The organism is Chryseobacterium sp. C3 (assembly GCF_014218905.1).
In the GTDB taxonomy this organism is placed as follows: Bacteria; Bacteroidota; Bacteroidia; order Flavobacteriales; family Weeksellaceae; genus Chryseobacterium; species Chryseobacterium mucoviscidosis.
This window is the reverse complement of record NZ_JACLCU010000002.1, coordinates 622429-645976: the sequence shown is the minus strand read 5'-3', so window position 1 is coordinate 645976 and position 23548 is coordinate 622429. Positions and strand designations below refer to the sequence as shown.

19 protein-coding genes are annotated in these 23548 nt (G+C 36.4%); 7 read left to right on the top strand and 12 right to left on the bottom strand.

Annotated elements, in window-relative coordinates:
* Window positions 1-2 precede the first annotated feature (2 nt).
* From H6W53_RS06725 to H6W53_RS06715, 3 genes are all read right to left on the bottom strand, one after another.
* Window positions 3-518 carry a hypothetical protein gene (locus tag H6W53_RS06725; RefSeq protein ID WP_185205396.1) on the bottom strand — a complete coding sequence of 172 codons (516 nt, stop codon included), beginning with the start codon at window positions 516-518 and terminating at the stop codon, window positions 3-5.
* Window positions 519-557: 39 nt separating this feature from the next.
* Window positions 558-1295, bottom strand: a complete 738-nt coding sequence (locus tag H6W53_RS06720) for a hypothetical protein (protein ID WP_185205394.1) — start codon at window positions 1293-1295, stop codon at window positions 558-560.
* 168 nt (window positions 1296-1463) lie between these two features.
* Window positions 1464-2219, bottom strand: coding sequence for a LytR/AlgR family response regulator transcription factor (locus tag H6W53_RS06715; RefSeq protein ID WP_185205385.1), 756 nt, complete (start codon window positions 2217-2219; stop codon window positions 1464-1466).
* Window positions 2220-2346: 127 nt separating this feature from the next.
* Between H6W53_RS06715 and H6W53_RS06710 the strand changes: the two genes are divergently transcribed.
* A complete protein-coding gene (locus H6W53_RS06710) occupies window positions 2347-2796 on the top strand; it encodes a PA2169 family four-helix-bundle protein (RefSeq protein WP_185205383.1) in 450 nt (149 codons plus the stop codon).
* Between the two features lie 80 nt (window positions 2797-2876).
* Window positions 2877-4580 carry an FAD/NAD(P)-binding protein gene (locus H6W53_RS06705; protein ID WP_185205381.1) on the top strand — a complete coding sequence of 568 codons (1704 nt, stop codon included), beginning with the start codon at window positions 2877-2879 and terminating at the stop codon, window positions 4578-4580.
* A gap of 114 nt (window positions 4581-4694) precedes the next feature.
* Here H6W53_RS06705 and H6W53_RS06700 read toward each other — a convergent pair whose 3' ends face one another.
* From H6W53_RS06700 to H6W53_RS06680, 5 genes are all read right to left on the bottom strand, one after another.
* A complete protein-coding gene (locus H6W53_RS06700) occupies window positions 4695-6707 on the bottom strand; it encodes an ATP-binding protein (RefSeq protein ID WP_185205379.1) in 2013 nt (670 codons plus the stop codon).
* A gap of 345 nt (window positions 6708-7052) precedes the next feature.
* The gene (locus tag H6W53_RS06695) at window positions 7053-8456 is read right to left on the bottom strand and encodes an MFS transporter (protein WP_116099131.1); all 1404 of its coding nucleotides are present in this window, start codon (window positions 8454-8456) and stop codon (window positions 7053-7055) included.
* Window positions 8453-9103: a uridine kinase gene (locus H6W53_RS06690; protein WP_185205377.1), complete on the bottom strand. Its 651-nt coding sequence runs from the start codon at window positions 9101-9103 to the stop codon at window positions 8453-8455. The genes H6W53_RS06695 and H6W53_RS06690 overlap by 4 nt, the downstream gene beginning before the upstream one ends.
* Window positions 9104-9143: 40 nt before the next feature.
* Complete coding sequence (locus H6W53_RS06685) at window positions 9144-10271, bottom strand: glycoside hydrolase 100 family protein (protein WP_185205375.1); 1128 nt, start codon at window positions 10269-10271, stop codon at window positions 9144-9146.
* Between the two features lie 65 nt (window positions 10272-10336).
* Entirely contained in the window at window positions 10337-12760 is a 2424-nt protein-coding gene (locus tag H6W53_RS06680) for a TonB-dependent siderophore receptor (RefSeq protein ID WP_185205373.1), read from the bottom strand.
* Between the two features lie 243 nt (window positions 12761-13003).
* On the opposite strand from H6W53_RS06680, the gene H6W53_RS06675 reads away from it, so the two are divergent.
* From H6W53_RS06675 to H6W53_RS06665, 3 genes are all read left to right on the top strand, one after another.
* On the top strand, window positions 13004-13936 hold the full coding sequence (locus tag H6W53_RS06675; RefSeq protein ID WP_185205370.1) for a LacI family DNA-binding transcriptional regulator: 933 nt from the start codon (window positions 13004-13006) through the stop codon (window positions 13934-13936).
* A gap of 457 nt (window positions 13937-14393) precedes the next feature.
* A complete protein-coding gene (locus H6W53_RS06670) occupies window positions 14394-14957 on the top strand; it encodes a hypothetical protein (protein ID WP_076396602.1) in 564 nt (187 codons plus the stop codon).
* Window positions 14958-15041: 84 nt separating this feature from the next.
* Window positions 15042-15737, top strand: a complete 696-nt coding sequence (locus H6W53_RS06665; protein ID WP_076396608.1) for an ABC transporter ATP-binding protein — start codon at window positions 15042-15044, stop codon at window positions 15735-15737.
* A 164-nt stretch (window positions 15738-15901) separates the two neighbouring features.
* On the opposite strand, the gene H6W53_RS06660 is transcribed toward H6W53_RS06665, so the two are convergent.
* A complete protein-coding gene (locus tag H6W53_RS06660; protein ID WP_185205368.1) occupies window positions 15902-17839 on the bottom strand; it encodes an SPFH domain-containing protein in 1938 nt (645 codons plus the stop codon).
* A gap of 452 nt (window positions 17840-18291) precedes the next feature.
* On the opposite strand from H6W53_RS06660, the gene H6W53_RS06655 reads away from it, so the two are divergent.
* Window positions 18292-18723, top strand: a complete 432-nt coding sequence (locus H6W53_RS06655; RefSeq protein ID WP_185205366.1) for a hypothetical protein — start codon at window positions 18292-18294, stop codon at window positions 18721-18723.
* A 548-nt stretch (window positions 18724-19271) separates the two neighbouring features.
* Window positions 19272-20900 (top strand): adenine deaminase, encoded by a 1629-nt coding sequence (gene ade, locus H6W53_RS06650; protein ID WP_185205364.1) that lies wholly within the window; start codon window positions 19272-19274, stop codon window positions 20898-20900.
* Between the two features lie 82 nt (window positions 20901-20982).
* Here ade and H6W53_RS06645 read toward each other — a convergent pair whose 3' ends face one another.
* The 3 genes from H6W53_RS06645 to H6W53_RS06635 form a co-directional block, all read right to left on the bottom strand.
* Window positions 20983-21789 carry a patatin-like phospholipase family protein gene (locus tag H6W53_RS06645; protein WP_185205361.1) on the bottom strand — a complete coding sequence of 269 codons (807 nt, stop codon included), beginning with the start codon at window positions 21787-21789 and terminating at the stop codon, window positions 20983-20985.
* A 205-nt stretch (window positions 21790-21994) separates the two neighbouring features.
* The gene (locus tag H6W53_RS06640) at window positions 21995-22585 is read right to left on the bottom strand and encodes a hypothetical protein (RefSeq protein WP_185205359.1); all 591 of its coding nucleotides are present in this window, start codon (window positions 22583-22585) and stop codon (window positions 21995-21997) included.
* Window positions 22586-22641: 56 nt separating this feature from the next.
* A complete protein-coding gene (locus H6W53_RS06635; RefSeq protein ID WP_185205357.1) occupies window positions 22642-23256 on the bottom strand; it encodes a PH domain-containing protein in 615 nt (204 codons plus the stop codon).
* Window positions 23257-23548: the final 292 nt, after the last annotated feature.

Below are 23548 nucleotides of genomic sequence, written 5' to 3'. Positions count from 1 at the left end.
TACTAGTTTTTTGAAAGTTTTTTGAGATACAGTTGATAACTCATGAATGCAAAAGCTGCTGAACCTGCCAAACCTAAAAACCCGATCAAAGCCATTGTTTTCGGATTGATTCCTGAATATTTCCCAGCCTCTATATCCGGAGCAATAATCCACATCGCAATCGATAAAACAATCACCAGTAAACTGACAGCTCTTACAGCATTTTTTTTCATAAAGGCAATAACAATCATGACAAATGCCAAAACGGTTACTGCAATACCCAGAATTCCGGCTGTATCTACCTTCCATTTCGGGGGTACTTTTTCCAGAATCTCAAGGCTTTCTTTTACCTGAGGATCATCTATTTTTGTAATATCGATTCCCTGTTTTTTCAGATCATCAATCTGTTGCTGGGCTTTATCTACAATACTGTAGTCATCGCTTCCAATTCTGCTCTCGATATTTTTGAATAGTAAGCCGGAACAAGTACCGCCTACCAAAAATGCAAGAACCATAAATATTAAAGTTAATACTCTCATAAACTGTTTAAATTAAATATGTTATTCGATTTTTTTTAATTATTCAACTACTTCTATACTGATAATTTTGCCGTTTTGCCAATGTGTTGTCGCTGTTCCGCTGCCTCCCAAAATATTTTGAATATGGAAGACATACGTTTTTCCGTCCTCTGTAAAATAAGAAAGTTCTGCTTTGTTGCTCATGATATTACTTGCCATAATATATCCATCCTGTGTTGCAATGGAATGAACATTTTTTCCTTCTTCAACATAAGTCGCAAAACCTTCCAGAAGACCAATGGGTTTTTCTGTGGTATAAGCATCTATAATTCCGTATACTGCGTCAGGAATAGAAGATTTATCTTTAGTTACAGCCGGATTTATCACAGTATATTCTGTATCAGCAGGGGTGTTGATTACGATTTTATCAATTACTGTATTTTCATCTACAAGAAAATAGGCATCTTCAAATCCTGTATCTATATCATGACCGAAATACATAAGATCATCGGCGGCTTTAATCTCTTTATCTTTGCTGAATACTTTCAGGAAAATCATTTCATCCTTCGGATTTTTAACTTCCAGATAAATATATTTTTTTCCTTTTGGGGCAATTTTAATCATTTTCTCCTTCTCAGAACGCAAAACTTTCATTTCTTCAAACTTCAGAATGGTAATGGGATTGTTTTCTATTTTAAATTCTTTGCCTATTTCTATTTTTACAGGTTCCTGTCCGCAGGAATTTAAAAGTAATGCAGCCGAAAGAATCGGAATCAAAAAAAATGATCTTTTTTTCATGGTTTGTTTAGTTAAATTATAAAATTATTCTTCTTTTTTTGAATATTTTATTTTTTTTAAATTCAAAATGCAATAATAAACGAAAGCAAAATAGCAATTCCGACAAATGAACATTTGTAAGGTTTACCGGTAAATTCGTAAGATTTACGAGCAAATCTGTAGTCAGTTTTATACATGAAGATGATCCAGCAGTGCCAGAAATTCCTCTTTCTTTCTCACCGAAAGTGGTATGGCTGCGTTATTTTTCATCATTACCGTATTACCGCCATCCGATTTTACATAATGATCAAAATAAGACATATTAATAAGATGGGACTGATGGGTTCTGAAGAAATTAAAAGGCGTTAAAATATTTTCATATTCTTTTAAATTGGTAGAAACAACTAATTTCGGTGCGTTGATGAAATGAAACGTGGTATAATTTTTCTCGGACTGGCAATTGACAATATCCTGAATATTAACCGAGTAAATTTTATCCGTTGTCTTCAATCTAAGTTTCTGAATATTTTTAGGACGTTCAGGATTAGAAAACAAATAACTGAATTTGATGTCGAAAAGTTCTTTCCTTACTGATTCTTCGGCTTTTTTTACTGCTTCTATCAAATCCTCTGTTTTCAATGGCTTCAAGAGATAATCAACTGCTGAAAAACGGAATGCTTTTACGGCAGAATTCTCACAGTCTGTTATAAATATGAGTTTGAATGTATTGGGACTTAATTTTTCAAGCAGATCAAAACTGCTTCCGTCAGAAAAAAGGGTATCCAGAAAAACGATATCGGGAGAAAACTGCTCTATCACTTTTATACCGGATTCTACAGAATGCGCCTCTCCTACTAAAGTAAGATTCGGGCAGTTATTTTTTATCAGAGTACAGTGTTTTTTCCTTACCTCCGGATTATCATCAATGACGATGACTTTTAGCATGATTATTAATTTTCACAAATATAGAATATTTCCAATTTCTCACAATAAAAACTTAAATAATCCGGAAGTGCTTTAAAAGGGCATGTTTATTGTAAAGTATGAAGGACACCAAATAAAAAATTTAAATATGAACAACGAAAAAAATGTAGCCGTACTTAACGATTTACTGAACATTACCAATGACAGAATTGAAGGATTTTCAAAAGTGGAAGACAAAGTATGGGACACTCATTCTGCGTTAAGAAATGATTATGACCAGATGGTTTCTGAATCGCAAACTATGAAAAATGATCTGATAAGACACATCAATGAGCATGGTGGTGAAGCAGATAATACAACAAGTACAGCAGGAGCTTTCCACAGAGCATGGATTGATGTAAAAAACGCTTTTTCAGCAGATAAGGATGAGTCTACTCTGGAAAATGTGGTTTTTGGAGAGAAAGCAGCCATCGATGCTTATCAGGATGCTTTGGACAGCGGAGATCTTGCTCCAGAATGTTCAAGACTGGTTTCGGATCAGCTTCATCATCTGAAATCTTCTTATTCAAAATTTGAAAATCTTGAAGCAAGAAATTAGTAAAATAAATTATTACCATCCCAATAAAGAGAGTTTTTCAGCTCTCTTTTTGTGATTATATAAAACAGTTACAGTTACCCATGAATAATATCGACAGTATTGCCCTTATTGGAGGCGGACCGGCTGCTTTGTTTGTTTTAAAACATCTCATCGCAGAAAAAGTTTATCCTAAAGAACTTTATATCTTCGAAAAAAGTGAAAATCTGGGATCCGGAATGCCTTACAGCCATTATGGAGCTAATTTTGAGCACGTTGCCAATGTTTCCGCCAATGAACTTCCGGAATTACCACAATCTTTTACAGATTTTGTAATGAAAAAAGATTTAAAAGATTATCCTGATTTTGCAAACAAAGCCGGCGAAAGCATCAACGAATATCAAGTGATTCCAAGGCTGCTTTTAGGAAATTATCTCGAAGATCAGTTTCATCATCTGCTGAAAACTGCAGGTAAACATGGCGTTTCGATAAAAGTTTTTAAAAATACAAAAGTTGTAGATATTGACAGGAAGAATGATGATTTTTTTAATGTAATTACAGATTCGGGTGAAGCTTATAAAGTCTCTAAGGTAATTATCTGCACGGGACATCAATGGTCTTCGGAAAATGAAATCCGCAGCAAAGGATGGTATGATTCTCCTTATCCTCCTTCTAAATTCAATATTGCATCCAATCATTCGGTTGCTATTCGAGGGACATCTCTTACCGCGGTAGATGCAGTGAAAACTCTGGCAAGACTTAACGGAAAATACGTTGAAGAAAATGGCGGTCTGAAGTATCTTATTAATGAAGAAAACAAAAACTTTTCTATTACTTTATTTTCGAAAAGAGGATTTCTTCCAGCTTTAAGGTTTCATTCGGAAGGAAGTCCGTATTCTGAAGGATGGATCATGTCTCATGACGAAATCTATGAGTATAAACAGAAAAATAATGGTTTTGTGGATCTGGATTATGTATTTGAGCTGAATTTTAAGCAGCCGCTGAGAAAAAAGAATGAAGGTTTTTATCAGGAGATAAAAGATCTCACGATTGAAGAGTTTGTTAATAAAATGCTTGAGTTAAGAGAAAGACTGGATAGTTTTCAGCTTTTCAGGGCAGAGTTTGCCGAAGCGGAAAAATCGATAGAAAGACATCAGACCATTGCGTGGAAAGAAACTTTGTCTGCATTCAGCTATGCGATTAATTATCCTGCAAAACATTTTTCGGCAGAGGATATGATGAGGCTCAGAAAGACTCTTCTTCCTCTTATTTCCGTTATTATTGCTTCTCTTCCGCAGTCTTCGTACAAAGAACTTATTGCTCTTTATGATGCAGGAATTTTGCATCTGGTGAGTGTAAATGAAAACAGCCGTATCGAATCTCATGAGGAAGAAGGAATTATTTATCATTATACGGATGAAGCGGGAGCAGAAAAATCAGATCACTATAAACTGTATATTGATGCCATCGGTCAGCAACCGATACAATTCAATGATATTCCTTTTGAAGGTCTGAAAAACGGAAGATTAATCAGTTCGGGCTATATTAAATTTAAAGATCCGGAAAAAGGTAAAAGTGAATTTGAAAGGGACAGCAGCCATATCATGAAAACAGAGCCGGACAATTATTATCTTCGGGTAGACGGACTGAATATTAATGATCATTTTCAGGCACTGGATTATTACGGAAAAGCAACAGAGGATCTTTACATTATGGCTGTTCCGTATATCGCAGGATTAAATCCCGACTATTCCGGACTGGATTTTTGTGATACCGCAGGAAAAAGAATTGTACAGTCTTTAGTATAAATAAAACCATAAATTATGCATTCGTCAAAATTCTGTAAACCGGACGAATGCATTTTTTCTGAATTCTTAAAGATGGATAAACAATTTAGAATTGTTTTTCTGTTCATTTTATTATTATCCTGCTTTTTGATAAGGAATGGTAAACCAAAATGTACTTCCCTCTCCCAGCTTACTTTCAACGCCTATTTTTCCCGAATGTTTTTTAACGATTTCTGAGCAGATATATAACCCGAGACCAAGTCCGGAATAGGATTTACTCATGTATTCAACACGATAATATCGGTCAAAAAGATGAGGAATAACAGATTCTGATATTCCGCTTCCAAAATCGCGCACGGAAATTTTAATGTCTTTTTCCAAACGTTCTATCGAAATATGGATTTCTTCTGATTCTTTGGCGTATTTAACGGCGTTGTTCACAAGGTTTACCACAACCTGCTCAATTCTGTGTTCATCGGCATATATTTCCAGATTTTCATCACCCTGTACAATAAGTTTGTATTTATTTTCCAGCCTTACATGGCTGCAGCTTTTGCTCAGCATTTCATAAAGATTAAAGTATCCGTATTCCAGCATCAGTTGATCCTGTCCCAGTCTGCTCATATTCAATAGGTCGTCAATCAGCATATGCATCTTGCCGATTTCTTTATCCGACTGCTCTATAAGGCGGTTATGAATTTCAGAGAAAGGACGGTCTTTTATCCTGTTCAGCAACTGTATGGAAGCCTTTACAGCAGTTAACGGAGTTTTGAGTTCATGGCTTGCAACGCTTAAAAAATCGTCTTTGCGCTGTTCTGCATGTTTTTTTTCTGTGATGTCGGAAGTCATTCCCACCATTCTGTCCGCTACTCCATTTTCATTGTATCTTGGTCTTCCGTGCGCCTGAATCCAGTGGATAGAGCCATCTTTCCATTTTACGGGATATTCGGCTTTATAAATTCCGTTGGTTCTGATGGCTTCCTGTACCAGACTTTTTATTTTTGGTCTGTATTCCGGAAGCATTGCTTCAAATAGATCGGTATAATTGAATTCTTCTTCCGGCATAAATCCGAAATTATATTTAAACTGATCGTTACACTGCATTTTTCCGGTAGTAAGATCTACTTCTGTAGAACCTAGCTTGCTTGCATCCAGAGCAATTTCAAGCCTTTTCTTTATTTCAATAAGCGAGTGTCTGGATTGTACCTGTTCGGTTACATCACTTGCCACCACAAGAACAGAAACGCTTTTGTTGTTTTCATCGAAAATCGGCTGATAGGCAAAATTGAGATAAAGTTCTTTAAGTACTCCGTTTTTTTCGATCAGCACCTTGCTTTCCTTGCCATAATAGGATTTTCCTTTTTCATGCACTTCCGTAAGAATATCAATAAAAGACTGCCCCATCAGTTCCGGAAGAGCATCCTTCAACGGCATACCGATAATAGAACGATCTTTATTCCAGAGATTCAAGACTTTATCATTCACAATATCCACTTCAAAGTTCTTTCCTTTTAAAGATGCGATCGCAACCGGTGCTTTTTCTACCAGCGTTTTAAATCTTTTTTCATTTTCCGTTAAAGTATAATTAGCTGTTAAAAGTTCTTTTCTTGCCTGTAAAAGATTGCTGTTAACACGGAAAAGTTCTTCATGCTTAGCATTGAGATCTTCATTGGTAGCCAGATATTCTTCATTAAGCGCAGAAAGATCATCAATAAGTTTTTGCTCGGATTTAGATTTTTCTTCTACCATTCTTAATGCTTCCTGCCGTTCTGTAACTTCAAAAGCGGTATGAAGAATATACTCGGTTTTTCCGGATGCATCTAAAATTGCTTTATATTCGAAATCGAAATAGTAGGTTTTAAGAGTTCCCTCTATATTAAGAATCGCAGGATAATCTTTTGCAATGAAGGTTTCTCCGGATCTCCATACATTCTGCAGCATATCAAAAAAAGGCTGTCCTATTAATTCGGGAACTGCATCCAGAATATTTTTTCCAACAACACTTCTGTCTTTCCCCCAGAAATTAATCATGGCTTCATTGGCACTTAATATTTTTATATCGTCACCCTGATATACTGCCGTTGCATTGGGTGAATAGAATAACACAGACAGTAATTTTTCAGGTTCGATATTCTGAGGAGAATTCATAATTCAATTTAATTAATCAAATATAACCATTAAAGACTATTAAAAATCCTGAATGTGAAGTTTTATGAATTTAATAATCGCTTTTAATCGGACCTGCTCATAAAATCGAAGCTAAAAACAATCTGATGCTGCTTATATTTTATCTTGATGTGAACTTGTAAGAGTAAAGTGAATACATCAACAGGAATGGAGCACTAGCGAAAATTCATGCCAATTTTCTACTAAAACATTCTGATTATCTTACATTTAGAAGAATTACGTATTGAAAACAGATATGCTTCCATACAAAAAGCGGCTGCAAAAATTTTGCAGCCTGCTTCCTAACCAAATAATATGAAGATCTATTTACTTTTCTGAAGTATCAGGTTTTATTAGAAATACACAACTTCCGGCTACTACAAACAGCACTCCTGCGAGAATGATTGCCGAGGAAGGATTATTTCCTAAAAAGTTATTGAATACAAAACCAAAAGATAATGTCTGTATGAGCATCGGAATTACAATCATCATATTAATCACCCCCATATAAATTCCTCTTTTGCTGTGCGGAATGGATGGTGAAACCATAGAATACGGCAGTCCCATCATCGAAGCCCACCCGATTCCCAATGCAACCATCGGAAGTAAGATAAAGTATTCATTTTTAATAAAAGGTAAGGTCATAATGCCTAAACCTGTAAGGAACAAACAAAATATATATGTGTTTTTAGAACCGAATTTTTTAGCAAAAGGTACAAGAAGCAAAGCAGAAAGCATCGTCACGATATTGTAAGAACCGTTCATTAATCCGGTCTGTCCTACTGCAACCTCAACCTGATGCAGAATTCCTTTTGCCCAGCTTAAGTCGGAGGATACAACAGAAATTCCTTTTTTAGCACTTTCTATCAATGCATTGGCTTTAGTTTCATCAGCCTCAGAGATTCCGTACAGCGAAGACTTCAGCATCGGCGTGATGAACTGCCAGTAAACAAACAGCGCATACCACTGGAAAAGATATACCAAAGCAAGCTGCCAGAGAACTTTCGGCATTTCTTTTATTGCGACAATAATTTCTATAAAAGGAGTAAAAAATGTACTTTTTTCCTTTGCAATTCTTAATTCTTCAATTTCTTCTTCCGTTGGCGGGATTTCAGGTGTTTTATACACAGACCACGCCACAGAAGCAATGGAACAGAACGATCCCAGAAAGAAGGAATAATACACCCATACAGGAATTCCTCCGCTTGCAGAATTTCCGCCTAAATATTTCTGAAAAACAAATAACGATAGATTGGCAAGGGTAATTCCTGCTCCCACAAACAGACTCTGCATCTGAAAACCAAATGTCTGCTGATCTTCCGGAAGTTTGTCTCCGATGAAAGCGCGGTAAGGTTCCATTGCGGTATTGTTTGCGGCATCCAGAATCCATAAAAGTCCCGCTGCCATCCAGATGGTGGAACTGAAAGGAAATAAAAACAAGGCAATACTGCAGAATAATGCTCCCAACAAAAAGAACGGTTTTCTGCGCCCCCATTTCGGACTCCATGTTTTGTCGCTGATGGCTCCGATCAACGGCTGGATCAGCAATCCGGTAATGGGACCCGCCAGATTGAGGATCGGAAGCTGTTCTGCATGCGCTCCCAAAAACGAATAGATGGGATTAACCGCAGTCTGCTGAAGCCCGAAACTGTACTGAATCCCGAAAAATCCGACGTTCATATTCCAGATCTGCCAGAAACTCAGGCGCGGAATGATTCTTTTTGCGTTCATAAATCTGTGTTTACAAGTTCATAGTTTTTTCCGAGAATAAGATCTGCATTATTTTTGAAACTGCGGATAATATGATGTTCAATTTCCAAAACTTTTTCTACAAAATCACTTTGCTCGTCACGATTGCGTTTCATACGGTTTTCGTGGGTATCTTTGTAATTGCGGTCTATGAAAATTTTAAAATCAAATTCTTCAATTTCGAGAATGTAGGTTCCTTCCACAAGGATAACTTCGTACCCTGAAGTGCCGATTTTTTCACTGCTGATCAGATTTTCGCTGTAGTAAACCAAAGGCTTTTCAATCTCCGAAGATTCTGTTTTAAAATCTTTTATATTCTGAGATAATTTTTCAAGATCTACTTCCTGAATTCCTACATTATCCAGAGATTTTAACCGATTCTCGTGGTTGGTTTTCGGAGGAAGTTTAAAATAATCGTCCATCTGCAAAACCAGACTTTTCACATTCTCCTGCTCCAGAATTTTCTTCAAGGCAAAAGCAGTTACCGATTTTCCGCTTCCGCTTTCTCCTGCAATCCCGATCGCAATTTTCTGCTTTCCATCCAGGGGAAAGTTTTTTTTCAATAATGCTGTTATTTCTTTGGCTGTAGCCAGATATTTTTCTTTTAATTCTATAACGTCGCCGACCATTTTTTACTTTTTTAAGATGAAAAATTTGAAAAACTGTCTTTTAATAAGTCATTAAAAGGTATCCCGATGCCGAAAAGCAAAGCTGTTCTGTTCCCAATGGCAATAGCTGATCTGTGGAATAGTATTCTCTGAAATGCTCTCCTTTTTCATTCATCAGTTCTTCGTACTGCTTCAGGATTTTTTCAGGAATATCTTTTACGCCTTTCTGTTTAAGTCCGAGACAAAGCCAGCCTAAAAATATTGGCCAGGAACCTCCGTTATGGAAATGATAGGGTTCGTTTTTGAAGCTGTAGCTGTAGTTGTTTTCCAGCAGACGCCAATCGTCATCTCCGGAGAAAATCACGGGATAAAAAGCCGGAATCATCCAATGTCTGAATTCCTCTTTTACTCCATTTAAAAATTCGGAAAAAGCGTTTAGATCCAGATCAAAATCCAGTAAGAGAGCGAGTGCATTTCCTGCAAGATCAAAACGTCCGTCATATCCGTTTGCATTCAGCGAAGCATAGAAATAGGGTTTTGCGGTAACTTTCGCATAAGCCGTTTCGTGATATTTAGCTGAATCTGAACCATTTTCATTTTTATAAAAGTTTTCCTGAATCAGATTTTTTGTATTTTCCGCTAAAATTTTCAATGTTTCATCATCATAAACTTCAGCAGCATTTTTTAAAGCCCAATATCTCAGAACGTTATCGTACAAAGTATATCCGGAAGTTACATATTCATCTGCCCAGTTTCCTCCTAACGGACTGTACACTAAACCTCTCTGATTGTATTCCCAGCTTTTAAGACAGGAAAGAGCTTTATAAATTTTTTCTTTCAGACTGTTTTTAAGCTCGTGATTTTGCGTTTTTGTAAGATATTCGCAGGTTGTAACGATCCACCAGGTTGTGGCGTCGGTTCTTCCTACGTGTGTTCCGTAGCTTGCTTTATCATTCACCACATTGGAAGGGATCTGTCCGTTTTCCGCCTGATGTTTAGCGAGTGTAAGAACAGATTTTTCCAGTCCGGCAAGAATCTCTTCATCATTTACTAAAATTCCGGCATATCCCGTCATCATAGAATCCCTCGCCCATACTCTTGCGTAGTTGTCTCTTTGTTGTGCAGATGCCAGAATTCCTTCTTCTGTAATGGCTTTCCTTATAATTTCAATGGCTTCCTGTCTAAACATATTGTATTTTTTTGAAAAAAATGCGGAATGAACTTTCATTCATCCCACATTTAGAGGTAAAAGTATTAAAAGTCAAATTTTACACTTGCGCTGTAGCTGCTTCCCGGAAGCGTTCTTGCTCTTACGATTCCGTTTCCTCCTGCGATAGATCCTTCTTCAGCTTCTGTAACTGCAATGGTGTTGAAGATGTTGTTTGCATTTACGCTAACCGAAAGATTTTTCATCAGTTGGTAAGAAATATAAGGGTTTACAATCGCATAACCAGGCATAATTAATTTGTTTGAATCCTGCGTGTAAGCTTTTGTTGCTCCGATTAAATAGAAACCAACATTTAATTTTTCTACGCTGAAGTTAGGATTTACGGAGTACATCAATTTAGGTGTTCTTCTAGGCGTGTTTCCAACGATGGTAGGATCCAGTGCGTTTTTAATTTCCGCATGGGTATAAGTAAGTCCTGCTTTTATGTCAAAACCTTTTGTAATTCTGTAATATCCGTCCAATTCTACCCCAAGAGACTCGTATTTGTTTTCTGTTTTTCTCTGTGTAGTCGCTTCGTAATTCGCTTCCTTAGTTCCTGCATAGAAAAGCGTTGTATTAAGGAAATATCCTGCTCCTCTCAGTTTGTAACCGGCTTCCACCTGATTTACTTTGTTTACTTTTACAGCATCTAATGCAGGATCATCATTATTGGTATAGTTGTATCCGGAGAATAAAATTCTGTCTGCAGAAGCACTTCCACCCTGGCTCACTCTTGCAAATACTGCATTTTTGCTGTTTAAAGCATAATTAGCACCTACTGAATATCCGAAAATTCCGTATCTGTAGTTTACAGGAACATTGATGTTGTCGTTAGAACCTACCAATTGTTCAGGAATATCGATTAATCCATTTCCGTTCATATCGCGACTTGTATATGTAACGGTTCCTCCAGAGAAAGTTCCTGTCACCTTTCCGATATCATATCTTGCACCTGCATCAATCGTTAACTTATCAGTCGCATTAATTTCGATCTGTGCGTGAGGCGCAGTAATGTCATATTTCGTATTGTAGTTTCTTTTTAAATTTCCCCAGTCTTTCATTCCATAGTTAAGTAAACCCTGATCTGTGATGAAAGCTCCTGAAAGGTTTTTAACATCTACCAATCTTGCATTGCTGTCGCTTACTTCCTGAATGTAGTTGTTCCACATCCAGTCCATATTGATGTTTTGGGTAGCCTTGTACAATCCTGCGTTGAATTTCACATTGCTCCATTTTTTGCTGATGTTAAAATCGTTTACAAAATTATTGAAGTTGTTAAGCTTTACATTGAAAAGTGCGAGTTTCATATAATAAGCATTCATATCAACCGGAGTATTGGTTCCTGAGTACACTGCACTTCCGAAATTGGTAAAGTTAGCTGCAGTAAAGAAATCGCTTCCTTTACTTACACTTGCAGGGAAAGGCGCGATAAACTGTCCGTTGTTTGCGGAATAACGGATTCTGTCTTCAAATTTCCATCCTTCTCCAAGGTCGTAATTGAATTCTGCACCGATGGTTTTTGAAATGGAATGCATTCCGTCTGTAACATCGCTGTCAAAAATATTACCGTCGTTTCCTAATGTTCTGTCGTGTTGAAGATTGATCGTCTGTAACGCACCGTTCAGGATGTTATAATTGGATAGAGAAGACCATTTCGGATCTGCATCTGTTCCTGAAACCGCAACCGGCATCGGCATATACGCGGCAGTTCTGTCATCCAGAAATTTAGCATAAACTCTGAAGCTTCCTTTCTCGAACTTTTTCAGTAATGAAACTCTGAACTGTCCTCCGTTATTGGAATTGAATCCTGTTTTTCTTGGTCCGTCCCCGATTCTGTAGAAACCTCCCAAAGCTAAAAACGTGTTATCTGCGATCTGCGTTCCGTAGTCGAAATCTGTTCTGTAGTTTTTATAGTTTAATCCTAGCTGCTGTGTGATGCTTCCGCCTTCTTTTTCTCCGGTCTTCGTGATGAAGTTGATGATCCCCGCCGGAGAATTGCTTGCAAAAACAGAGGCAGAACCTCCTCTTAACGCTTCCACTCTGGAAACAAAAGAATCGAATCTTGTAAACTGATCCTGTGTTCCGAATGCAATATCTCCGAACTGCATTACCGGTAAACCGTCTTCCTGAATCAATAGATATCTGGAACCTCCTGCTGAAACAGGAACCCCTCTTACGGTAATATTGGAGTTTCCTTCCCCGCCTGAAGATTCTGAACGGATTCCCGGAATGGTACGGAAAATTTCGGCAGTTGTTCTTGGAGCAGCATTTTCTATATCTTTCATTTTTAAGGTAGAAATAGAAGTACTGGTTTTAATAGAAGCTTTAGGGTTGGAGTTACCTGTGATAACTACCTCATCGATTGCTTTACCTCTTGTAATTGTATCATTTTCTGTACTCTGAGAAAACATAAAGGCTGCTGTATTCATCGCGCCGAAAATGAGCAATCTGGTAAAAATTTTTGATTCCATAATTTTTGAGAGTTTTTAATTATGGTCTAAAAGTATTTTTTTTAACATATTCAAAATGTAGTTTTTGGTTTGTGTTAAATTTATATTAATTTCAAACGTTTGCGCAAACGTTTGCGGTGGATAACTTCTAAAAATTTTAACTTTTTATTAACTTTTTAAAACAAAATATTAACATTTTTTAACTTAAATTTAACCTCGAAACATCACTAAATTAACCCAAAAATTGCCTCAATTAACTTAAAAATGAAAAGAGTCACTATAAAAGACCTCGCAGAAATGCTCAATATCAGTGTATCTACAGTATCCAGAGCGCTTAAAGATCACCCCGATATCAGCAATGCCGTAAAGCAAAGAGTAAAGGAGGCTGCAGAAACTTTTAACTATATTCCGAATGATTTTGCGATCAACTTCAGGAAAAAGTCTTCAAAAGTTATCGGGCTTATCATTCCGGAAATGTCGATGTTTTTTATTCCTTCTATTATAAGAGGAATTTCTTCGGTGCTGCATAAGGAAGGGTATCATTTTTTTGTATTGTCCTCTGAAGAATCTGTGGGAATGGAGGAAGAAAACATCATTACCTGCATCAACTCGCGTGTGGACGGAATTCTTATTTCTCTTACAAGGCAGACGAAAGATCTTTCTCACCTGAACAGAATAAAGGAGATAGAAGTTCCTGTAGTAATGTTTGATAAAACGATTTCTCAGAGTTCTTTTGAACAGATTATTTTTGATAATAAACTGAATGTGGAAACTGCCGCTGAAAAGCTTGCCAATAATAAGTGCAAAAAAATTCTTGCCATTTTTGGGGATGAAAATCTGGACATCACTCAAACTAGAAGGGATTTTTTCCTGCAAAAGCTGAAAGAATATCCGCAAATGGAATGCAAGGTTATTTTTTGTGAGTCTGCAGAAAGCGTAAAGGAAAAGCTGAACATTATTCTGGACTATGAACAGTTTGACGGTTATTTCGCGATGAGTGACGAAACGCTTGCCGGACTTCACAGTTCTCTTATCAAAAAGAAGGTACAGACTTCTGATGTAAAAGTAATTGCGATAACCGAAGGCACACTTCCGAAATATCTTGATGAATCTTACGAATGCATCATCAACGACGGGTTCAGTATGGGAACGATGGCGGCTTCCAAGCTGTTGCTGCTTATTAAAAATAACAGGTAATCGCGGATAACAGGATTTTCATAGATTATTTTTGCTAAATTTGCCTCAAAATAAACGTACACGAAATGAAAAAAAACAACTCTACTCCTTCCGGACTTTTCTCTTTTTAAGCCAATAATTTCAATCCCTAAATTTTAAACAGTTTTCGCTAACAAATTATTTAAAGCATCGCTTTTATAATCGGGTAAAGTGATTGATTTTTAAAATATTATGAAATACAAACCCCTATTTTAATAATTATCAATTAATTAACAAATTTAAAATTCACTTTTATAAACAATTAAATTTCAAATATTTAATATAATTCACGCTAAAAAGAATAAATTTTATCTATTGATTCCTTTTAACAGATATTAAAAAAAATTGTTACATTTGTTTTGAGGGAGTAAAAAATACTTTTTCGCGTTTTTATTTGTTAATTTAGAATACCAGATTATATAGCATTAAAAATCAACCCATGAGAAAAATAATTCTACTATTTGTATGTATGTTCGGTATTTCAGTTTCCTCACAGATCAAGGTGTTGAAAAACGAAACTCTGATAGAAATTGGTAAAGATAATGCCGTAGGTTTATATAAAAAAGATGATAAATTTACTTTCAATTATCAGGATCTGAACACCGCCAACCTTAATACTTTCAGATCATTTTCTTTTCAGAATCTTAATAAAGACGTTTCCGGACTTTATGAAATTATTGAAAACGGATTTATCGACATTCCTGTAGGAAATATCATTCTGGAACTTCCGAACGATATTATCGAACTGCATTTTGAGAAAAACTACGGTACTCCTACTGTTCAGTTTATCCAGTATATCAACAAAAACAGAAAATTCGTAGGAAAATCGCAGCTTCTTACAAAAAAACAGATTGATAAGATTTTCGGTAAAACCAACGGAAAATCTGCATTGTATGAGAAGCCGGGACAAAAGAATAATGTTCAGCCGATGAATGCTTCCAATCCGCAACCTGCTGCAGTTCAGCCTACCGCAGAAACTTCAGGCAAGAAGTCGAAAAAATAATCAAACTTTTTAAAATATTGCATCAACTCATTCATCCGGATGAGTTTTTTTATTTTATTTTTGCAAAAAGATCATTACGAAATTATGTCTCTTCAAATAAACAATTTAACCAAAAAATTTGGCGAGCAGACTGCTCTGAACAACATTAACGTTTCCATTGACAGAAATGAAATCATCGGTCTTTTGGGTCCGAACGGAGCCGGAAAATCGACTTTAATGAAATCTATTGTCGGCGCACTGAAAATTGATGAAGGTGAAATAATTTTTAACGGAAAAAACATCACTGAAAACGAAATCGAAAGCAAGAAGAAGATCGGCTTTCTTCCTGAAAACAATCCGCTGTATCTGGAAATGTACGTGAAAGAATATTTACAGTTTGTTGCCAATATTCATAAAATTCCGGCATCAAGAGTAGATGAAGTGATTGAACTCGTAGGAATTACGCCAGAAAAATCTAAAAAAATCGGTCAGCTTTCCAAAGGGTATAAACAGAGAGTTGGTCTTGCACAGGCAATTATTCATCAGCCGGATCTTTTAATTCTGGATGAACCTACGAACGGACTTGATCCGAACCAAATTATCGAGATCCGAAATGTGGTGAAAGAAATCGGACAGCAGAAAACGGTTTTGCTTTCCACACATATCATGCAGGAAGTGGAAGCGCTTTGCTCACGTGTGATCCTTATTCATAAAGGAAATATTCTGCAGGACTGCCCGATTGATGAGTTCAAAGGCAAGTTCGAAAGTCTTGAAGAAGCATTTGCAAACTATACCGCATAAAAAGAAAAAGCTCCAAAATCTGGAGCTTTCCTCTTTTGCACCGAAGATTTTGGCAAAAGATATATAGAATGGTTAAAAGTTTTTAAAGTGGGGCAGAAAAATTTTCTGTACTTTGAATATATATGATGTTGTGTTTTTTTGATTCTTACATTCAGCCAAAATATTTAAGAATTGTTATCGCTTTTTTCTTCAATTACATTAGCCGTTTCTAAGTTTTTCTTCTGAACCTGCTCCAAAAGCTGTAATCCCAAAAGTCCGCTGATTCCTCCATTTGCTGAATCTCCGTTTCCGCCGATCAACACTTCAGGCATAATTCTTACGTTTTGGCTCGCAATATTTTCCATGATCTTTAACTGGGTGAAATTATTTCCGCCCATTGCTTCCACAGATAATTTGTAAGATTCTGCGTTGGATTTACCGATCGCTAAGATTTTTTCCGCTTCAGCATTACCCGTTAATGAAATCTGTTCTGCACTTGCTTTTGCCAGTAATTCGATTTTTTCGGCTTCGGCTTTTGCGAGAAGTCTTGTTTTTTCGGCTTCACCGGTTGCCAGAAGTTTCAGTCTGTCTCCTTCCGCAGTTGCCTGTAATCTTACGGAATTGGCGTCTCCGGTTGCTTTTTTTACGGATGCGTCGGCAATTCTTTCTGCAATTAAAACGCCCTGATCTGCTTTTACAATTTCTTTCTGCATATCTGCAACGGCAGTTTCTTTTTCCAGAGCCTGTCTCGTTTCCTGAGCAAGCATTTCAGTTTCGTAAGTAATTTTCTGTTCTTCTGCTAACTTTCTGTCTGTTAAAGTTTTCATCAGACTTTCAGGAGGAACGATAGCTCCAATCAAAGTATCAACGGCATTTACATTATATTGTTCCAAAACGCTGCTGATGTGGTCTTTTGCAGATTGCTGTCTTTCTTTTCTTGTTCCTAAAAAGGCAATTACATCGCTGTCCTGCGCAGAGTTTCTGAAGTAATTCCCGATCGTTGGTTCCAAAACCTGACTTACAAGATTGATCATATTTCCGAAACGGGCAATTACTTTTGGCGCTTCGTACGTCGGAATATGAATAATCTGTGAAACATCAAGATTGAAAGGGAAACCGTCTTTGCTTCGAACTGTAATGGTGGAAAGATTTTTGTCGAGTTGATGGGATTCGCTTCTTTCGTAAGCCCAGTTTAAGACAAGATTGGTAGTCGGAACAAGTTCCACTTTCATAATATAAGGGTTAATTGGATATTTTCCGGGACCGATAGGTTCTGCCCAAACTCCTTTATGTCCTTTCTCCACAATATTTCCGTGTTTAAAGTCTACGCCGCTTAAATCCTGCCCTTCCTCTCCTACATAACTGATGATTACTCCAACATGACCGATCGGAATTTCCGTCATTTTTACCATCTCAACTTTTGTAAACCAAGGATTTAAAAAGTATGAACCTGCTAAAATCACCTGTTCCTGAAGACCTTTGTAACCACCGCTGTTTAAAAAAGTATCAACATCCTGAAATTTATTATGGTCATTGATGATCTTTCCGGCAATCTGTCCTTCTTCTAACGGGCTTCCTTCCATCGTTGTTATAATTCCCACTGCATTGTCAGGAATCTGGGTCATATCTGTAAGTTCAATTTCAAACAGTAAAGTATTGATTCTGTATGATCCGGGAGCAATGATGGCGGTTTGACGGCCTTTTCTACCTCCGTTTTTTAAGAATGCTTCAGCATCCTGAAAAGAATCGCAGTCGACTTTTCTTCCTAAAATTCTTCCGGTTTCCAGCTCAATCCCGTCTTTGGCAAGAAGTAAGCCGATTTTCCCTGTGGGAATTACTGTGAAAGGCTGAAAATCAATAGAATATTGCCAGATCCATTTTCCGAAATAAACTCCGGGAGCCAAAGTCTGTGCCTGAAAACCGGCTTCTCCATTGGTGGCGATAATTCTTCCTTCGGGAAGTTCCTGCTTACCGACAAGTACGAATTTTTTGGTAACCAAGCCTATTCTGTCCTGTGGAACAATTACTAATCCGAAGAAAATTCTTAAAATAAATTTGTAAAAAATAACGCACAAGAGTGCAATAACGACCGGAATCATCCAGCCATGAAAACTTAATTCCATAGTTTGTTTGTTTTTTTGTGTGATTAAATTTGAAAACAGGAATTGCGCTCTATTTTTTCATAAAAAGAAAAACAGAGTACGAATTATATCATAATTCTTTCGAATAATTTAAGAACGTGCAGGAGGTGAAGTATTGAAAATCGTGAAGATGATTTCTGATACTTTTAAAAGGAAAAACTTAAAGTTAATTAGTTTCATTTTGATAAGAAAGGAACGAGATCCTTTTGATGATACAAATGTAAGAAAGAAAAATATTCAGTTGTTTCAAAAAATTTAAATATTTTTTTGAATATTTATTAATTGACTGATTGTCAATTTAATTATTTTTTTTGATATAATAATTTTTAATCCAGATCGGGTGATTTTTAACGATAAATCGGATCTAAAACTAATCAACCCTTTCTGAATTGGCTTCAAATTTGATTAAATTTTCATCTAATAATAGCTAAAAAATGATCAGAAAAATTTTATTAGGTGCATTTTGCATTGCTCAGTTTTCATTGGTTGAAGCAGCAGCTTTTAATGAAAATCCGGTTTCAAAAATCAGTTATCAGCAGGAAAAAGTTCCGAAATCATTTATTTTTAAAACGAAAAAGTTTAAAATTAAAATTGATAAACAACCGAACGGAAATTATCTTTATCAATCGTGGGCGGCCAACGGAAAGGTGACTTCGAAACCGAGTATGATTATTTCGGACGGAGAATTAATTCCGGACGGAACAGGCGGAAATTATTACTACGAGTTTAATAATAACGGATATACTTATCAGATCTGGAGAAATTATTTAACGAGTTCTGCGAAAAAAGCTCCGTATACTTTAACGGCAACCGACAGAAACGGCAAAACAATTGTTAATCAGGATGGTTACGTGGTTAAAAATTAATTTCAATAATATATTTAGTTCCTGACTTCATCGTCAGGAATTTTTTTGTTTTTTTAAAACAATGGAAAATTGTTTAAATTTTTATGATCCACAAAAGGTTTTACTTTTCTGGTGAAAGATAAAAACCAATAGATAGATAGACAAAGCTGTAGTTTTTATTTTGGGGAGTTATCTATTGAAGATATTGTTGAAATAGTGAATGGATGGCTGATTTCTAGCCCCAATTGAGCCGCATGTCTGAGCTCTTTTTAGAATTTCGGCGGCAGCTTCGCTGCCGCCGAAATTCTAAAAAAGCGAGTAGCGAAAGTGGGAAAAAGCTTCAAAGAAAAAAGATTTAGATTGGAAAGCTAAGTTTGAGATTAAGGTTATCCTATCTGTTTTCCATTTCGTCATTAAAGTTATTTAAAAAAATTGAACTCCTTCGGAGTTCTGCTTTTTCATTTTCTTTTTCTGCTGCACAGATATGATTTCTACAGAATATTTTATGTGTAGAAAAATGGTATTATTTCTAATATTTTGGTAAATTCACTTAAAATAATCAATATCCAATGGCTTTTACCATTAAATCGAATCTGATCGACATCGTTGCAAGGGAAACCTACCCTGCTGAAATCATTATTAAAGACAACAGAATCAGTTCAATACAAAGAATTTCAGAAAAGCAGGATACGTATGTTCTGCCCGGATTTATTGATGCACACGTTCATATTGAAAGCAGTATGCTGGTTCCGTCTGAGTTTGCAAAGATTGCGGTAAAGCACGGAACGGTGGGAACGATTTCAGATCCTCACGAAATTGCCAATGTTTTGGGAGTTTCAGGGGTAGATTATATGATTGAAAATGCTCAGAAAGTACCTTTTCATTTTTATTTCGGGGCTCCTTCGTGCGTTCCTGCGACCCATTTTGAGACGGCAGGTGCGGTGATTGATTCGGGTGATATTGATGGGCTTTTAAGCAAGAAAGAAATTGTATATCTGGCTGAAATGATGAATTTTCCGGGGGTTATTTACAAAGATGAGGAGGTTCTGAAAAAGCTGGAATCTGCGAAAAGACATCACAAACCGATTGACGGTCATGCTCCGGGTTTAATGGGGGAAGAAATGAAATCTTATTTCAGTGCGGGAATTTCTACAGATCATGAGTGTTTTGGGTATCAGGAAGCGCTGGAAAAGCTTGAATTCGGGGTAAAAGTGATGATCCGTGAAGGAAGTGCGGCGAAAAATTTTGATACTTTAATTCCTTTATTAAAAGATTTTCCGGATCAGATGATGTTTTGCTGTGACGATAAGCATCCTGATAATTTGCTGGAATCTCACATCAACGATCATGTAAAACGTGCGCTGAATCTGGGTTATGATTTGTACGATGTACTGCGTGCTTCTTCATACAATGTGGTTAAACATTATAATTTACCGGTCGGATTATTGCAGATTGGCGACAATGCAGATTTTATAGAAATCGATAATCTCACGGATTTTACGATTTTAAAAACGTACATCAACGGAGCATTGGTTTCAGAAAACGGGGAATCGTTTATTGAATCTGTGGAAGCTGCGACAGTGAATAATTTTAGCTGCAGTTTAAAAAGTCCTTCAGATTTTAAGGTAAAAAGCGAAGGGAAAAAAATTCGTGTGATTGAAACACTGGACGGACAACTGATTACAAAAGAAATTCATGCAGAAGTTTTAAATATTGATGGTTTTGCTGAATCTGATCCTGAAAATGATATTCTGAAAATTGCTGTGGTGAACCGTTATCAGGATGCGCCGGTTGCAACAGCTTTCATTAAAAATATAGGCTTAAAAAACGGAGCGATTGCTTCGTGTGTTGCGCATGACTGTCATAATATTGTAGTAGTGGGAACGAATAACGATGACATATGCAAAGCCGTGAATCTGATCATTCAGGCAAAAGGCGGAATTTCTCTTGCCCATGATGAGGAAGAAATGGTTCTGGAACTGCCGATTGCGGGAATTATGACGGATCTTCCTGCGGAAAAAGTAGCAGAAGCTTATATTAGATTAGACTGGCGCGCAAAGGAATTGGGAAGCAGATTACGAGCGCCTTACATGAGTTTGTCTTTCATGGCTCTTCTGGTGATTCCCGAGCTGAAACTTAGCGACAAAGGGCTTTTCAACGGGAAAAGTTTTGAGTTTATGGATGTCTTTATCAAATAAATTTTACTGCAATTTATTTGATAAAAAACACACGATTTATCAATTTCCAATAACTTTTCAAGATGTAGTAAAATTAAAGATTTCAGACTATTCTTTTTTCGTTTTCCAGATCAGCGTAAAATCGGCTTTCTTTAAAGCTTTCTTTGGCAGCTTGATAACCAATGTTAAAGATCTGTTCCAGACGGTCTTTTCTTCTTTCGAATGTTCCGTAGATGGAAAGTTCCTGCGATGAGATAAACCAGTCGCAGTGATCGAATTTAATTCTTTCGATGCGGTAAGAAAGCAGATCGTACGAGCGGGAAACAATGGCTTTAATCGATTTTAAATCATTGATTTTGACGTCTTGTGGGGGAGAAACGAAAACTCCGATCAACTTATCGCAATCGTCTCTGATGATGTCGGCGGGAAAATTATTCAGCACGCCTCCGTCGCAGTACATTTCTTCATCGATGATGTACGGAGTCGTCACTCCGGGAATGGAGCACGAAGCAATAATGGCATCTACGATTTTAAAACTTTTTTCAAAGATTTTTTCGGTTCCTCCTACTAATTCTGTTGCCACAATTCTTATGTCTTTATCGAGATCGCCCAGTTTCATTTCGCCGAAAATAGGATTGAGATAATTTCTGAAAATCACCGAAGAAACCAAGCCGGGCTGGTTGAATGCAAAATGTTTCCAGTTGAAAAAGTAAACCGAATTGAAAAATTCTAAAATTTCCTCGGGCGTTTTACCCACTGCATGAAGGCAGCCTACAATAGAACCTGCACTGCAACACGACAGAACATCGATATTGATATTTTTTTCTGTTAAGAATTTTAAAACTCCGGCGTGTGCGATCCCTTTTGTTCCGCCACCCGATAAAACAAGCCCAACTTTCCCAAAATCCATTGAATAAAATTAAGAAAACAAGTCGAGAAAAACAGATTAATTTTTCTAAATACCGTGATTTTGGATTATTTTAACACAAATAAAATTATGCTTAAATGGATATTGATGATCTGGTCTTATTTAACCAGAAAATTATAATGATTTTTAGTATTAAGTATTTAATGTAAAACTTTTTTAAAAGAGGTTTTCTTCAATAAGAAATAGTTTACCCCACTTTTTTATCATACAACTCAAGAATTTTCAGAAGATCGTCATCTGTTTTCCAGGAATCTATCATAGCGAGAAGATCCGGATAAGCTGCAAATCTTACTTTCAGGCTGTTTTTAAGACTGGGATTGAAAAATCCGGATTCATTGATGATTTTTCGGTTTCTGCCGTCGATTAAGAAATCTGTTCCAACAAATTTTAAGCCGCCGTGAGGAAAAAATCTGTACCAGTTCATATTTTTGCCTTCATACAAAATTTCTACAAAACCATTGTCAAAAACCATTTTCCCGGCAGAAGCATAATATTCATGAGTGGTATTATTTTCATCTGTAATCTTAATGTATTCAACATCTTTTGGTTCCACCCACGTTTCAGCCCCGGAAGAATCCCTCATTTTCATCTTAAGTAACACAGTGGCTACATAATATTTTGTATTGGAAAATTTACCTACATTTCTGATCTTCGTTTTGATGGTATCGCTGGATGTTTTCAGAATGTACTCCACAGGAAAATACCTTTTATCGTCTTTGTTCTGAGAAAATGAAAAGCTAAAGCATACAAAAAGCAGCAAAAAAATGATTTTTTTCATGAATGGTGGTTTAAAAAAGCCCGGCAAATTTCCGGGCATATTATCTAAATTTATTTTTAATTATTAATATATTTTTCAAAAATTCTTGAGAAGTCTTTCTGATTATATTTATCAAAACTGTTGGTGTTCCATGCAAAAATATATTCATTGATGGCTCTCAGTTCCTGACTTTTGGAAACGTTTTCCTGTTTTCCGGAAGCTACTGTGGTGATGGCTTTCTGGATGCTGTCGTTAGAGAAATTCAGCAAAGAATGATTGTGGTGAACTTCCTGCTGAATCGCCAAAAGTGCTTTATACAGATCTTTCAACTGATCGATCTGACCTTTTGCAACGCTGATCATCATTGGAACATTCCCGATATTGAAAGAAATTTCTACATCAAGATCGATGGTTCCCGCCGTCTGCAAAGCAATATTCGAGAAAGGAAACTGATAATATTCGTATCTCTTCAAGACTCTTTTTTTGTCTAACGCACTGGCTCCGTCGATGTGGATCAAAGCTCTGTTGGTAAAGCAGTATTCGTCTCTTTTGGATTTAATTAAAAAGAAAATTTTCTCGTTATCTTCGGAAAGGATATAATCGTCCGAATCTACTTTATCATAATCCTGTGAAGGGATGATTTTACCGATATCTCCCAATCCTAAAGCTTCCGCAGCTAATTTTTTAAACATAGTTTGTTGTATTTGTATTTTATTTCAGGAATAAAATTAAGAAAATAACTGAGATAAAATCAAAAAAAATCATCTTAAAGAATGTTTAAATTTGATTAGATATTCAAAAATTTCATTCATTTGTTGACGCAAAGTTTTTATTTAAAAATTTAATTAACGTGTGTTCGGATAAGTCTTCTTAAACGCAAGGTTAAACAAAAAGATTCAATGATCAGGAATTCAGCTTTTAAGATATACAAAGGCGTAAAACTTATTAAAGTAATACCATTTTTGTCTTTTTTAAATTGAATAT